13 protein-coding genes are annotated in these 14,995 nt (G+C 59.8%); 2 read left to right on the forward strand and 11 right to left on the reverse strand.

All coding sequences use genetic code 11. The features are described from left to right. Positions 1-113: 113 nt before the first annotated feature. From PG881_RS18240 to PG881_RS18270, 7 genes are all read right to left on the reverse strand, one after another. On the reverse strand, positions 114-2,981 hold the full coding sequence (locus PG881_RS18240; RefSeq protein WP_270801900.1) for a hypothetical protein: 2,868 nt from the start codon (positions 2,979-2,981) through the stop codon (positions 114-116). A 618-nt stretch (positions 2,982-3,599) separates the two neighbouring features. After that, positions 3,600-4,109, reverse strand: coding sequence for a GNAT family N-acetyltransferase (locus PG881_RS18245; RefSeq protein WP_017409969.1), 510 nt, complete (start codon positions 4,107-4,109; stop codon positions 3,600-3,602). Positions 4,110-4,141: 32 nt separating this feature from the next. Then, positions 4,142-5,761 (reverse strand): GNAT family N-acetyltransferase, encoded by a 1,620-nt coding sequence (locus PG881_RS18250; protein ID WP_270801903.1) that lies wholly within the window; start codon positions 5,759-5,761, stop codon positions 4,142-4,144. After that, complete coding sequence (locus PG881_RS18255) at positions 5,761-6,375, reverse strand: glutathione S-transferase family protein (RefSeq protein ID WP_029303563.1); 615 nt, start codon at positions 6,373-6,375, stop codon at positions 5,761-5,763. The genes PG881_RS18250 and PG881_RS18255 overlap by 1 nt, the downstream gene beginning before the upstream one ends. Before the next feature lie 29 nt (positions 6,376-6,404). Further along, positions 6,405-7,043 (reverse strand): pyridoxamine 5'-phosphate oxidase, encoded by a 639-nt coding sequence (gene pdxH, locus PG881_RS18260; protein ID WP_270801905.1) that lies wholly within the window; start codon positions 7,041-7,043, stop codon positions 6,405-6,407. Positions 7,044-7,211: 168 nt separating this feature from the next. Continuing rightward, positions 7,212-7,535 (reverse strand): hypothetical protein, encoded by a 324-nt coding sequence (locus PG881_RS18265; protein ID WP_270801907.1) that lies wholly within the window; start codon positions 7,533-7,535, stop codon positions 7,212-7,214. Then, a complete protein-coding gene (locus PG881_RS18270; RefSeq protein WP_270801909.1) occupies positions 7,532-9,511 on the reverse strand; it encodes a reprolysin-like metallopeptidase in 1,980 nt (659 codons plus the stop codon). The genes PG881_RS18265 and PG881_RS18270 overlap by 4 nt, the downstream gene beginning before the upstream one ends. A gap of 209 nt (positions 9,512-9,720) precedes the next feature. On the opposite strand from PG881_RS18270, the gene PG881_RS18275 reads away from it, so the two are divergent. After that, positions 9,721-10,932, forward strand: a complete 1,212-nt coding sequence (locus PG881_RS18275) for an RsmB/NOP family class I SAM-dependent RNA methyltransferase (protein ID WP_029303566.1) — start codon at positions 9,721-9,723, stop codon at positions 10,930-10,932. A gap of 78 nt (positions 10,933-11,010) precedes the next feature. Here PG881_RS18275 and PG881_RS18280 read toward each other — a convergent pair whose 3' ends face one another. Further along, the gene (locus PG881_RS18280; RefSeq protein WP_010673955.1) at positions 11,011-11,355 is read right to left on the reverse strand and encodes a Grx4 family monothiol glutaredoxin; all 345 of its coding nucleotides are present in this window, start codon (positions 11,353-11,355) and stop codon (positions 11,011-11,013) included. A gap of 286 nt (positions 11,356-11,641) precedes the next feature. Here PG881_RS18280 and sodB point away from each other — a divergent pair, with 286 nt between their 5' ends. Beyond that, complete coding sequence (sodB, locus tag PG881_RS18285; protein WP_011705306.1) at positions 11,642-12,226, forward strand: superoxide dismutase [Fe]; 585 nt, start codon at positions 11,642-11,644, stop codon at positions 12,224-12,226. 125 nt (positions 12,227-12,351) lie between these two features. Here the strand turns inward: sodB and PG881_RS18290 are convergent, their stop codons facing one another. The 3 genes from PG881_RS18290 to PG881_RS18300 form a co-directional block, all read right to left on the reverse strand. Beyond that, complete coding sequence (locus PG881_RS18290) at positions 12,352-13,164, reverse strand: MlaA family lipoprotein (RefSeq protein ID WP_029301472.1); 813 nt, start codon at positions 13,162-13,164, stop codon at positions 12,352-12,354. An 80-nt stretch (positions 13,165-13,244) separates the two neighbouring features. Beyond that, a complete protein-coding gene (gene ccmI, locus PG881_RS18295; protein ID WP_270801911.1) occupies positions 13,245-14,519 on the reverse strand; it encodes a c-type cytochrome biogenesis protein CcmI in 1,275 nt (424 codons plus the stop codon). After that, the gene (locus PG881_RS18300) at positions 14,516-14,995 is read right to left on the reverse strand and encodes a cytochrome c-type biogenesis protein (protein ID WP_270801913.1); all 480 of its coding nucleotides are present in this window, start codon (positions 14,993-14,995) and stop codon (positions 14,516-14,518) included. Before PG881_RS18300 ends, ccmI begins: the two co-directional genes overlap by 4 nt.

Consider the following 14,995-nt stretch of genomic DNA (forward strand, 5'->3'; position numbering starts at 1 on the left):
GAGGGCGCCTTTTTTATTATTTGCAGCCGATGTGGATGCATCTGGTTTTCGTACATGGGCCGGTTCAATAATGACGACTCATGGTCAAGCGATGGACAAGGGAGTCACCTCCCCTATTTCGGAATAAACGCATTCTTGTAGAAGGATCGGAATCCATTGTCCGGTACCTGAAACTCAACCCCGTTGTACAACGACAATGAGGCATCATCAGTCTTGCTCATAATTGCGCCATAGCGGGCATAGCCACTTTTGCCGTCGTGATACATAAAGTCCATCCGCGAAACCAGATCGTTGGTTTTCTTGAACAACCTGCCAACAATCGGCGAGTCTGAGGACAAGGGATTATTGATGGTCCGCAGTAATTTCATACGGGTATAGTCACCATTGTCATCCCGGGTCAGCAGATAATGGTAGCGGGTCTCGGGAGCCTGCAGACCATTTAACCGATAGATCAAATTCACGTTGGTACCGAGTGCCAGGGCATTCAGGCCGTAGGTTATCGGTGCATCGCGCTGACCGACAAAGTCAGAGATTATCCTGCGCGCTACACCAGCTTTCACTTGATAGATATGTCGGGTAGTGAAGATAAGGAACATGGTCTCATCAAGGCCATTGATGGCAACCACATCCAGCGGATATTCTTGCCACTCCAGATTTAATTGACTTGTCAGCTCATTGCTGTTTGTCGGGGCATCTTCCAGATGAGACGTCAAGAAAGCACGTGAAAAGCTTGAGTTGTTTCCCAGCGCCACAAATATAGCAGCACGACTATTATTGCTTGCCTGACTCTCAACGGCATGCAAGCAGGTCTGCAAATCACTCCCCGGCCGCCAGTTACTGATTGGTGTGGTGGCTCCCGCAGTGAAGAAATTCGATATATTTCCGTAACCTGGTTTTTGAATATTGGCAAAGTTATAAATCCTGCCATTTCTCGGGGAGGTTACCAGAGCCCCTGGCTGAGTATAAATTGGATTATCATGATCAGCGATACTTGGGACATAATCCCAATCGGTATTCATGGTCCTTGCATCGAATGCGCACACCAGAGTACGCTTCCAGTAACTGGATACCCGGCAAATATATGCGCCAAGATCTTCATACTCAAGCCCCCGTGGCTTAATATATTCGTTGGTATATCTCGCGATCGGGGTAGGTTTGACCTCTTCTTTTTTGAGTAACGTGTAGATCCACTGGGCAATGGCCACCACTATGCCTATCACCGCGACAATGATACCCAAGGGGCCGGCAATGGCAAACCCCATAAAAGAGGCAATGGCGACGCCCAACGCCACCGTGGCGACCAGCATATTGATTGCCGCAAATATAATATCCCCAATATCGCCGCCCTCGACAGCCTGATACAGGTTATACGCGGCTAGGGCCGCCCCCAGTGCCGCCAAGCCAACAAAACATATATTGATGACTCGAGTGATATTTTGCGTGGCGAGAAACATCTTGCTGGCGATCTGCCGCTCCAGCACATTCGTGAGATGCTGGCCTTTGGCGGTAAGGTTGCTCAAGAATTGACTGAATTTCCCCATATTGATGGCAATGCTATTGATGATGCCTTCACCATTGCCATAAATAAACATGGTCACTTTATCAAGGAACCGACCGAGCTGGATCAGATTCAAGGTCACATCAAACAGGGCTGCCCCCAACTCCATCAAAGGAACAGGATTGCTCCATTCCTCCCGATCGGTCGCCGTCAACCAGGTAAAGTTGCCCACCCCCAGCAACAAGGTGAACACGGAAAGGAATGAATCTATGGGGAAGGCAGCGGGAGCCACACCGGCGAAGGCTGTGGGAGCCATACTGCCTGTCGTCCCTGCCAGAGCAGGATATCGTTGAAGAATACGCTGCCGAGCCCCTTCATCCTGCAAGGTGCTCGTTCTCAAGCTCATATTATTCAGTTCATTCCAGAAGCTATCCGGACTATTCTGGTTGAAGAAACTGTTCCAGAAGGTGCGCTGAGTACCGCTTTCATTTCTCAGCAAGGTCACCACATCATCAAAATTTCTCCTGTTGGCCAGGACAGTGTATTTCTCGCTTTGGTGACCCCAGCTCATGTTCATGGCAAACCCGCTATAAACAGATCCCGCCATGGTACGTTCAAATTTTTTCAGCTCATCTTCGGTGATGCGACGACCGGATGAAATATTGAGCGCTCTTACTTTGTTGATGGTGTTGTACACTTGCCACATCGCCTTTTCAAACGATGAGCCTGACCCCAGATACTCCTGAACTTTAAAAGAACTGATAAGCTCGTCTAACACCTCATTCTTGGAGTAGTGCTCGATAAGTTGACGAGCCCAGCTTTCCCCCCCTGCTTTGTAGGCGGTTAACTTTCCATTTTGACAATAATGGGTGGCAACAGAGTATAGCTGATCGATAATCTCCTTAAACTGCGCCCCCTTTTCTGCTTGCTTGATATTCGCATTTACCTTCACCATATCCCAAGAGTTATACAGCTTCCGGTCAGCTACTGTGACATTGGTTTGCTTGCTATATGAGTTCTGTAACAGGCCACTCACGTACTCAACCATATTATCGGTAAAATAGCGTCGATTGCTGCTGTAAATAGCATTGACCGAGCTGATGCCATCACTCATTGTCAGCACATTATTATTAGGCTTCATGCCAGGGCCCAATGCTTCGCTTAATGAGCTGTTCTGATACTGGAATTCGTACTTCATCAACTCTTGAAACATCACCTGGGCAAGATATTGCGCTTCATCGGTTTCTTGTACAAAGTTGACCCGATTTGAATCAACGGCGGGCTGGTTAGACGCCATCACGTAAAAATTGATCGCATCCAGTTCAGCAAAATTGCCACTATTCAAAACAGCAATGGCAGCCTTCACCGGGGCAGGAAAAACGCTGCCAGCTGCCAGACCAATCAGCGACATGGAGGAAAACGTCAGAAAATCACGACGTCCTTGTGAAACCTCACGATGGATTATTTCTGAAAGTTTTTTCATATAATATATCCCTATCAGTGCTCAATTTCTTCCAGATTGCCCGATATTTTCAGACAATAGCTGGGCAGGCCATATCATCATGACCGAGCATATGGTGGTTGTTCTTGGGTGTAAGATGAAGACAGGTTACCGCGTCAGCATTATTTATATGCAAACGAGAGCAACGCTATCGATATATAAGACAAGGGCGGGCATGAATAATTAAAGCCATGGCAATCGCACCAGGCCCCCTTGTTTATATATTCAACAACCTACCTTTACATCCTCATTTGAGTCAAACATCAATAATGAGGTCAAACCAAAAAATGTTACCCGTTAGACAAAAGCAGATCTTTCCGATAAAAAAATTGTAACAAGACATTGCAACAGAATACCTCCGGAAAAAGCAACGGCCAGCCCTCAGGCAGCAGACCCCATATTCAGAGAATATGGTGGCGCGCTCCATATATCCCGACACGGATTCAAGAGGTGTTTGCTCAATGGCATGGGCGTGGATACTGCCCAGGATGATGGAGCGGAGGAGCACAACGACTCATCGCTTATTCAAGGGGAAAGGCGCAGCACCTAATGCTCATGCAGATAACAAAACGGCAGCCCGCAGGCTGCCGTTTGCGTTGCTCATTGTTCTTCGGGAAGCTCGTCAAACAGCGGGTGGTAGAGCACTTCGCCCTGCATCCCGCTCAGGCCGCCTTCCTGCAGCTCCATCGCCATGAAGCAGTCGGCGGGCACCTCGTAGATGCAGTGCAGGCCGAACTCGCTGGCGGGGCGAAAACCGAAGCGGCTGTAATAGGTCGGGTCACCCAGCACCACCACCGCCTTCCAGTCCATCTCCAGCGCCGTATCCAGCCCCTCGCGTACCAGATCCGACCCTATGCCCTGCCCCTGCCAATCGGGATGGACCGCCACGGGCGCAAGACCGAGCCAGGGCCCTTCCATGCCGTTAATGGTGATCGGGCTCAGCATCAGGTGCCCCATGAACTCGTACTCCTCCTCCTCGACCATGGTCACCACGGCGGCGCCACATTCGCGCAGGCGGTTGACCAATTCGGCCTCGTCGGAACGGCCAAAGGCGGCGCTCACCAGGTCATAGACCGGCAGCATGTCGCCGGGGCGCTCGGTTCTCAGCATACAGCGTTACTCCTCGTACAGCAGAGCGGGCATTATTCCACAAACTGACCGCCGCCCTGAGCACCTTTGTCGAGAAATGGGAGGGTGGACTCAGGAAACCGCACGGCCAGCAGGCGCAGCAGTGCTTGCAGATCGCTCGGTTGCAGGGTGGTGATGGCCGCCCGATAGGCCGCAAACAGCTCGGCATCCGTCTGCTCCAGCCAGCCCAGCGTCGGGTCTGGTCCGCGATGCCAGCGTCCGGCCAGCTCGTCGATGAGGGCGGGCAACTCCACCAGCAGCCAGAGCTGGTGATAACGGCGACTGACACCCTCCCCCTGTGTGTTCTCGCCGCTGGCCCGGCGGGCCAAGGTACCCAGCCAGCCGAGTCGCTGACGCCGCTCCGCCAGCGTGAGCGGTGCCGGCCCCTGACGCTGCAGGCTGGCCAGCTGCTGCAGATAAGCTAACCCCTGCTCTTCATGGTCCTTGAGCAGCAGCCCCCGATACAGATAGAGCTGGTCCGGCTCGGCCTGCGCCAGCACCTCCTGATCGTGATACTCCAGCGCCAGCGGCCCGTCGTCCTCCTGCTCGGGCAGGGAGTCGACATCCGGTCCGCAGCCTGGCTCCCCCGACTGCGCCAGAAAGAGGGCCAGCCGCCTCCGTTCCCCCTCCTCGGCGCCTGCTTGCAGGATGGCCGCCACCACCTGTTCGTCAGCCAGCAGAGGAGCCAACTGCCGTGTCAGCGGGGCCGCGAGCGTCTGGCTTCGCTCCAGCAGCCAGTAGCTCACCTCGCACGGCGGCTGACCACTCAGCTCACGCCGACCGCAATAGCGCATGCCAAGCTTGGCCATCACCCGGCCGGAGGCCAGATTGCCTGGCATATGGCGGGCGGTCAGCACCGGCAGTTGCAGCCGGTCAAACGCAAAGGCCTTGACCAGCCGGGCGGCCCGGGTCGCCAGCCCGCGATTTTGCCAGGGCACGCCCACCCACCAGGCCAGCTCGCCATTCCAGTGCAGCGAGATCACCCCCACCAGCGGCGCCTGGCCCTCCCCCGCCGGCAGGGTCAGCGCCCAGCTCCAGCCCAGCCCGAGCGCCGCCTTGCGCCAGCAGCCGGCCAACCAGTCACGGGCAGCCTCCGGCGGGTAGGGATGGGGGATGTTGAGGGTGTAGCGGGCGAGCGCCGCATCGCTGCAATAACGCACCGCGTCGGTTTCGTCCTGCGCCAACAAAGGACGCAGTTGCAGGGCAGGCCCCGATGGCGAGGCGGGCTCGACCAGCACCGGCACCGTCAGGCGGCGGGCCAGCAGACGGTTGAGCACGGCGCCCAGATCGTCTTGCGCCGTCAGCGTCAGATCGGCGCCCTGTGGCCCCAGCGTCAACAGCCCCTCCTCCTGGGCCAGGGTCAGCAGGGAGGCCGAGCCGCTGATGAGGATCTGGCGGCTCGGATCCCTCGCGGGCTGGGCAGGCAAGTCACCATCCAGCCAGGTGGCCAGCAGCGCGCTGGCCGAACGCACGCCATCGGGCGGACAACTGGACCAGAGTCCGCCGGTGTCGCTCGGCAAACGCTCATCGGCCTTGCTCTGCAGCAGCAGCCAGCGACCGCCCTGCCGTTGCCAGGCCTGCAGCACCGGCGCCCAGTGGGGCTGCCACAGGGCCCGCTCGATCAGCAGCTCCATCAGCCGGCCTGACAGGCAGCCGGCAGGCTCAGGTGACGGGGATGGGCTTCGATACGGGCGATCCAGTCGCGAATAGCTGGCCAGCCCTGCAGCGAGAAGATCCCCTCCTCCGCCACATGGGTGTAGGCATAAAGCGCAATGTCGGCAATGGTCGGGGAATCACCGCACAGGTAGGGACTCTGCTTGAGCTGCTGCTCCAGCACCGCCAGCGCCTTTTCGCCGCCGGCTTTGAGCCCGTCAAGGCGCGCCTCCTGAGACTCCGGCCGCCCTAGATAGTGCACGATGAAACGGGCTACCGCGATATAGGGCTCATGGCTGTACTGCTCGAAGAACAGCCACTTGAGCACCTCGGCCTGCTGACGCGGCTCGGTCGGCCACAGGGGCGAGCCCTGCGCCAGATAGAAGAGGATGGCGTTGGATTCCGCCAGGGTATCGCCGTGGGCCAGCTCCAGCACCGGGATCTTGCCGTTGGGGTTGATGGCCAGAAAATCGGGGGTACGGGTCTCCCCCGCCAGCACATCCACCGGCACCCAGTCGAGGGGCAGTTCAAGCCAGCGGGCCAGCAGCCAGGGCTTGTAGCAGTTGCCGGACTTCAGATCGCCATACAGACGCATACAGACTCCTTGTCAGCGGCAGCGGGCACTCAGGGCGCCAGCCGCTCGATGTGCCAGCCTTCCCCCTCGCGGGTGTAGTAGAAACGGTCGTGCAGGCGATGCTCGCCCCCCTGCCAGAATTCGACCGTGTCGATCCGCACCCGAAAACCGCCCCAGAAGCTCGGCAACGGCACTTCGCCATTGGCAAACTTCTGCTTGAGCTCGAGGAATTTGGCCTCCAGCACGCCGCGCGCCGAGATGCGGGTCGACTGCTGGGAAACCCAGGCGGCGATCTGGCTGTCCTTGGGGCGACTGTGGAAGTACTTCATCACCTCGAAGGTGCTCATCTTCTCCACCCGGCCGGTCACATGCACTTGTCTATCCAGCGTGTGCCAGGGAAACAGCAGGCTGATGCGGGGGTTGCCCTCCAGCTGATGCGCCTTGCGGCTGCCCATGTTGGTGTAGAACACCATGCCCTCGCCATCGTAGTGCTTGAGCAGCACGGTGCGCTGCCAGGGCTGGCCGTCGGCATCCACGGTGCCCACCACCATGGCGGTGGGATCGGTCAGCTTGGCTTCGCACGCCTGGGCCAGCCACTTCTCGAACAGGGCGAGGGGCTCGGCCGGCAGATCGGCCCGGTGCAATCCACCCCGGGTGTATTCGCGGCGCAGATCGGCTACATCCATCATCTTGATTTTCCTTCTCTCTTTGCCGCCCATGCGGCCATGCGTGCTGGCATTGTGCGACGAGCACGCCATGGGTACAAGCCTTGTGACCGGCAAATGGCGGCAGTAAAAAAAGAGGGAGGCTCACGCCTCCCTTGGTATGCCAGTCGTACGCTCTTGGTACGCGCAGGCTTATTGCTTGCCAGCAACAGCGGGACAATGCGCCAGCATGCGCCGGTTGTAATCGGCCGCGTAGGCCGCCAGCTTGGCCTGGGCCTCTTCCTGCCCGGGCTTGATGACATCCCCCAGGCCATCGAGGTAGCGCACGCCGCAGCGCGCCTTGGCCGAGGCCTGCTGCTCCGGCGCGATGCCGGGCGCCACCTCACCGCGCCCGGCCCGCACGATCAGCCGGTAATCCTGCTTGGCCAGACTGGCGCTGACCGCCTGCTCCAGGGTATCGGCGTCGGCCTGACAGCCGCCAAGCAAGGCCACCAGCACCAGCCAGCCAGCCCTCATCCGTGCCTCCGTTGCCAACCCAGCAGGGCCAGCGCCAGAGTCCAGAGACCGAGGGCACCACCGCCGCCACCGCCCGAGCTGCCGCCGCTTTGGACGACCGGCAGCTTGGCCGGACTGATGGCGAAGAAGATGTTGTCGCTGCAGGCCACCTTGAGGCGGGCGGCGCTGGCCAGATCCGCCGGCAGGGTGACGGTGGCGGCGCCGCTGTTGGGCTGACTGACCGCCAGATTGCTCCAGCTGGTCCCCTCGTTCTGGGTGATGAACAGATCCACCTTGCTGCAGCTGATCGGCGCCAGCGTGGTGCCGGCCACATCCCAGCCGACAACCAGGCTTGCCCCCGGCGTCAACGCCACCCCAAGCGGGGCGGTCAGCCGGAAGGCGCTGCCGGTGTTGACCACCTGGACCTTCATGTCGTCGCTGGCGACACCGCCCTTGCCGTCACGCACCGTCAGCCGGAAGTTGAGATCCCGGTTGGTGGTGGGCCAGGCTTCGCCCTTGGCGAGCGTCCCCGAGAGCAGGGAGGGCAGGCTCGGCAGGATCCGCTCCGCCGAGCTGGTGGGGGAAACGAAACGAAACAGCGGCCGGCTGCCGTCGTCCACCATGGTGGCCGGGCTGCTCGACTCCGTGCCCAGGTCGATCTGCTCCCAGGTGTAGGTCAGGGGATCCCCGTCCAGATCGACGCCGGCCCCCTTGAGCACGAACGGCGTGTTGGCCGGGATGATGCGGCTGGCCCCGGCCGCCGCCTGGGGCGCATTGTTGACGAGGTTGAGGGTGGTACCACAGGCCGGCACGGTCGCCATGTGCGCTCGCATCTGCTCGATGGACTTGCTGTGGAAATAGGGGTCGCTGTGGGGCTGGATGTTCTCGTCCCCGCAGATCCCGGCATAGGCCATGATGGAGGTACCGCTGCCCGGCTCCCAGGCTTGGGTCGCCTCCCGATTGCCGCTGCCACAACTGTTGGTGGTGCCGTTGAAGGTGTGGTCGGCGCCGAACTGGTGGCCGATCTCGTGAGCCACGTAGTCGATAAAGAAGGCATCCCCCACCGGAGTGGCCGAGCCGGTCATGCCCTGCGAACGGGTGGCGGTACAGAGCGCACCGAGATTGGCCAGCCCACCGCCCCCGGTATTGACCACATGGCCGATGTCGAACTGTCCAAGCGGCGCGCTGGGCAGGGTCTGGGCATTGGCCTGTACCGCGCTGTTGATGTCGACGTCGGCATCACCATTGGTGAAGGGATCGCTGGCCGGATCGGTAAAGATGATGTTGTCGTTGCCGCTGGCCAGCTGAAACTCGGCCCCCACATCGCGCTGGTACACCTCGTTGACCCGGTTGAGCAGGGTGGCGATGGCCGCAGTGGCCAGCACCTTGGAGCCACCGTGGAACTGGGTGTACTCCCCCGCCGCCGAGATGGCGATGACGTAACGCTTGCGCACGTTGCCATCCACCTGCACCTTGTGCGCCAGCGCCCTACTGGCCTCGCTACCGATAACCTTGTCCGCCTCTTCTTCCAGCCGGCTGTAGGCATCCTGCTGGTAATAGACGGCATAACCGTCGGCATTGCGCAGCGGGTCGACGAACACCGTCTTGCCCTGATGGGTGAACATGGCGTGAAAGCCCAGCGGCCCCAGGTCAAAACGTCCCGTCTCTACCGGTGCTGCCGGGTTATGGCCCTTGAAGGTCAGGATCTCGGGGAATTTGGCCGCCTGATCGGCCGGCAGCAGATCATAGGCTTGCAGGGTGAAGGTCACCTCTCCCCCGTCGGGCAACGGCAGGGTCAGCGAACGGGCCCCGGCCTGCAGGCCGGCAAAATAATCGATGGGGACCTTGGCGACCCGAAACTGGTTGGCCCGCACTTCATAGCCGTCGGCGGCGCTGGCGCGCGCCGCCACCGTGTCCCACTCCTTGGCCGCGAGGCCACCCGAGCTCATCAGGCTGGCTACCACCAGCGCCAAGGGAGAAAATTTCATCAACTGCATCTTTTTAGTCCTTTTAAATGCACTCACCCAAACTGCAACTGGCATCATTCGCCTGCCGCCCTGCTTAGTCCAGCACCAGCTAGCGGATATTCCCCGAATGGGGAGTGTTGCACCAACCCTGTCTAGCCCCTATCATTGCGCGGATTTATCAGTTTTTGAGCCGCGTCACCATGACGACGGTTCGTCTTTATCTGACCAAGGTTAATCTCATGCTCAAATCCCCACTGTTGCCCCGTTTCGGGGACCTGGTCGTTGCCATTGTTGACGATGTGCTGGGCCAGGGTCTCACCCTGGACCGCGCCTATGCCCGTCACTTCTCCGGCATCGAACTCAAACCGCAAGAACAGGCAAGGATTGCCCTGGTCACCGGCGATCTGCTGCGTCGCCTCAGCCTCTATTGCGCCCTGACCGGCATCCAGGTCCGTCAGGCCGAGAAGAACGTCTGGCCGCTGCTGCACAGCTGGCACGCTTTTCACAAGATAGCCCAACCCAACCATCCGACACTGGATCGCTTCAATGAAGAGGCGTTTCGTCGCCGTCTGACCGAAGCCAAGAAGAACCCGGTGCTGATGGATGGCTGCCCGACCTGGCTGGAAAAACTCGGCAGCGAGCAACTGGGCGAAGCCTGGCCTGCCGAACGTGCCGCGCTGGCCTGGATGCCCAAGCGTTATCTGCGGGTGAACAGCCTCAAGTGCACCCGTGAAGAGCTGCAGGCCGCACTGGCCAAAGAGCAGGTCACCACCATTCCAGTGGAAGGGGTCGACTCAGCCCTGCAAGTGACCTCGGATGCCGCCCTGTTTCGTACCAAGGCCTTTGCCGATGGCTGGTTCGAGCAGCAGGATGCCGGCTCCCAGCAGGTTGCGGCCGCGCTGGAAGTGAGCCCCGGCATGCGCGTCATCGATGCTTGCGCCGGGGCTGGCGGCAAGACCCTGCATCTGGCCGCCATGATGGAGGGCAAGGGCCGCCTGCTGGCGATGGATGTGGAAGAGTGGAAGCTGGAAAACCTCAAGCAGCGCGCCCGCCGCGCCGGGGCCCACAACGTGGAGACACGGGTGATCACCAGCAGCAAGACCGTCAAACGCCTCAAAGAGAGTGCCGATCGCGTGCTGCTGGACGTGCCCTGCTCCGGCCTCGGCGTGCTCAAGCGCAATCCGGATGCCAAGTGGCGCGACACCGCGGAGCGGCTGCCGGTACTGGTTGCCCTGCAGGCGGAGATCCTGCAGCGCTATAGCCAGATGGTGAAGGTGGGCGGTCTGCTGGTCTATGCAACCTGTTCCATCCTGCCGGAAGAGAACCGTCAGCAGGTGGACAAGTTCCTCGCCGCCAATGAAAACTACCGCCTGCGGGATGACCACACCGTCAGCCCGGCCGCTACCGGCTTCGATGGCTTCTACATGGCACGCATCGAACGCATCGCCTGATGCCTGTTGTGACATAAAGTTGTGAAATAAAAAAGGGGAGCCACTGGCTCCCCTTTTTTGCATGATGCGGATGCTGCCTTATTCGGCGGCGGCGTCATCCTGCTTGTGTTTGGCGGCAGTTTCCTTGATCAGGGTCTGCAGCTCGCCGGCCTGGAACATCTCGATCATGATGTCGCAGCCACCGACCAGCTCACCTTCCACCCACAGCTGGGGGAAGGTCGGCCAGTTGGCAAACTTCGGCAATTCGGCGCGGATATCCGGGTTTTGCAGGATGTCGACGTAAGCAAACGGCTCGCCACAGGACATCAGGGCCTGGGAGGCCTGGGCAGAGAAACCGCAGCTGGGTAGCTTGGGGGAGCCCTTCATGTACAGGATGATGGGGTTTTCAGCCAGCTGCTGTTTGATCTTTTCAATAGTTTCCATAGGTGCCTCACTAGAGCGATTTCGGCGGCCATTCTACTGCAATCCGGGCAGACCACAAACTGGCAAACCACCTCGGATGCAAGAAGTGATGAATCAATACGCCGCAGCTTGATCCGGATCATGGCGAGAATCAAGAGTTGTTAGCCCATCTTTGATGCTGGTACAATCGATGGGCTTTGGGCCATCTGGCCCCCTTATTTCAAGAACAATTCTTTTCAAGATAGAAAAGAGTACGCAATGTCTTGCAACCGTCGCCTTCGCACGGCCAGCCAATGGAGAGTAGAAAATGGCATTCGAACTTCCCGCTCTGCCCTATGCAATCAATGCTCTGGAACCGCACATCTCCCAGGAAACTCTGGAATACCACCACGGCAAGCACCACAACACCTATGTGGTCAACCTGAACAACCTAGTGCCGGGTACCGAGTTTGAAGGCAAGTCTCTGGAAGAGATCATCAAGACCTCCACTGGCGGCATCTTCAACAACGCCGCCCAGATCTGGAACCACACCTTCTACTGGCACTGCCTCTCCCCGAACGGCGGTGGCGAGCCCACTGGCGCCCTGGCCGATGCCATCACCAAGGCCTTTGGCTCCTTCGCCGAGTTCAAGGATGCGTTCACCAAGTCCGCCATCGGCAACTTCGGCTCCAGCTGGACTTGGCTGGTGAAAAAGGCTGACGGCTCCCTGGCCATCGTCAACACCTCCAACGCCGGTTGCCCGCTGACCGAAGCCGGTACCACTCCGCTGCTGACCGTTGACCTGTGGGAACACGCCTACTACATCGATTTCCGCAACCTGCGTCCGAAGTACATGGAAACCTTCTGGACCCTGGTCAACTGGGAATTTGTGGCCAAGAACTTGGCTGCCTGATAGCCCCCGTTCTTGCCAAAACGCCCCGCTCTTGCGGGGCGTTTTTTTATGCCTGTGCAACAGCTGAGACGAAAAAGGCGCCCGCAGGCGCCTTTGTTACGTTACTCGAGCCGGATGCGCTGGCATCACTGGTCGATTTCATCCAGATAGTCATCCAGATTGCTGTCGTCTTGCTTCTCCTGCTGCTCTTGCTTGAGCTCGGTCTGACGGCCGGTCACCTTGTTCTGGTTGTACTGCAGATAGAAGTCCTTGGTCAGGGCGTAAGGATCGAGCGCGTTGTCGATGATCCGCTCCTGATCAATCAGCTTGGAACGGGTACCCAGACCATCCAGCGCCCAGTGAGTGATGCGCAGAGGCAGGGTCAGCAAGGCATAGGGGAAGTAGATGGTATCGATGGTATCCCCCACCAGCTTGCGGGTGGTGGTCGGGCCGTAGACCGGCACCATCAGGTAGGCGCCATCGCCGATATCGGCGCGACCCAGCACGGTATTGAGCTCCAGCTTGTTGCGCGCCAGACCGGCATGCTTGGCCACGTCGAAGATACCCAGCAGACCCACGGTGGTGTTGAGGGTGAAGCGACCCAGGTTGGTACCCGCCCCCTTCAAATCGCCGGTGATGAGATGGTTGACCATGCTGCTCGGCTCGTTGAAGTTTTCCACCAGGTTTTCGATGCCGTCCTTCATTCCTTGCGGGATATAGCGGGCATAGCCATGCACCACGGGACGGGCCACATAGGGCTCCAGCACATCGTAGTTAACAGCCCACATGGCCCGGTTGGCGCCCTGAAACGGGTCACGACCATCGCTGGCCGTGCTGGTCGCACCGGGCCGGCTCGGCGTCTCCTTGAGGTCAAGGCTCTCGGGCCCCTGCTTGGGCGGGCCGCCAGCACAGCCCCCCAGCAACAAGGCCACCATCAATGCCCCTACACGCACATACATATGGAAGTCCTAGCTTTTTATTGTGATTAATCTGAATTATAGGCAGCCCGGCCCCATCGAGGGGCCGGGCCAAAGGCGTATTAGAGGGCGTGATCGATGCGGATGTCAATCGGCGCTGAAGGAATCGAACCAGTGGCGACCGGAACGGAGACACCTTCAAACGCCCCTTCCTTGTTCATGACGTTGCCGCCACGGGAGAGGCGCGCCTTGAACTGCAGTTCGGGGTAGGCAGCCAGCTTGTTGCCTTCCATCATGGCGTCACCGTCACCCAGCGACAGGGTCAGCGGGAAGTGCGGCCCCGGGATACGCTTCACCGCGATGGGCATGGGCGGTCCGTTGGGGATCACCGCAAACACGAACAGATGGGCATCTTCCGGCAGTGCAATGCCATCGGCCAGCGTCACCTTGAGCGGGAACTCGCCAGCCTTCACCTCCAGCACCTGGTCAGAGGCGGCGTTCTGCCCGCTCGCCTCAGCCGGCACGGCCACACTGGCCATGCCGCGCTTCTTCAACTGCTGCTCGGCATAGTCGATGGAGCGCTCCACCATGGTGTAACGGGTCGAGCCCTTCTCCATCAGTGGCAACATCTCGCGCCAGCGTTGCAGAGCGGTCTTGAAGTCCTCTTTTTGCAGCGCCATGAAGGCGTAGACGGAGCGCGCCTCGATATTGGCCGGATCCTGGGCAATGGCCACCCGCAGCAGCTGATCGGCTTGCGCGTCATCCCCTGTCATCATCAGCGCCTGGGCGTAGGGCACCGCCACCATCGCCTTCTGCGGGGCCAGCCCGTAGGCCCGCTCCAGCGCCTCGCGGGCCATCTCGGGATCATTGCCATCCAGCGACAGCCGACCCAGCAGCAGCCAGCCACGGTAATCGTTCGGCTCGTCCTTCAGGCGGGTACGCAGGGCCAGGGTGAAGTCCAGCAGATCCTGCTCGGTGACCTCGGCGTCCCGCTCCACCAGAATGCGGTTGCTGAGCTCGCCCAGCCGGCTGTTGGCATCCTGCCAGCGGCTGACCTCCTGCCAGGAGCCGAGCTTGTAGTAGAGCCCCAGGCTCACCACCAGCAGCACCAGCACACCCGGGATCCAGATCATGCTCTTGCCACCGCGGGCGGTCTGCTCCACGTCGGGAATGTCGTCCAGCAGGCTGCGTTGCAGCTCGATCAGGGAGTCCTGCTCTTCCGCCAGCACCCCTTGCTCGCGCTCTTCCCCGATCTCCAGCAGACGCTGGCGATAGAGCTGTTTGTTGAGGGCCGAGCGGCTGATGCTCTGCTTGCCCTCACCCCGCCACAACGGCAGCACCAGTGCCAGACTCACCAGCGCCAGCAGGGCCGCGATCACTATCCAAAATGCGGTCATTGTTTCTTTTCCTCTTTGAGCAGGGCAGCCAGACGACGCTGCTCCTCCGCGCTCAGGGCGCTATCCGCCGGCGTGGCAGCCGCGGGACGACGGCGACTGCGCACCACCACCATGACGACACCGATGACGATCACCAGCAGAGGGCCGAGCCAGAGGATCAGGGTCGATGCCATCAGCGGCGGGTTGTACAGGATGAAGTTGCCGTAGCGGGCGACCATGTAATCCACCACTTCCTGCTTGTCCTTGCCCTCGCGCACCATCTGGTAGGTCTTGTCCCGCAAGTCCTTGGCCAGGCCCGCGTTGGAGTCGGCGATATCCTGGTTCTGGCACTTGGGACAGCGCAGCTCCTTGGTCAGCTCGCGAAAGGTCTGCTCCTGGGCGTCGCTGTCGAAGGTGTAGACATCGATGGCGGCCAGCGCCTGGCCCGCCCCGCCCAGTCCTGCCAGCAGCAGCAGGGACGCAATAAACATTCTCAT

It is taken from the genome of Aeromonas sp. QDB54 (assembly GCF_027707385.1).
In the GTDB taxonomy this organism is placed as follows: domain Bacteria; phylum Pseudomonadota; class Gammaproteobacteria; order Enterobacterales; family Aeromonadaceae; genus Aeromonas; species Aeromonas hydrophila.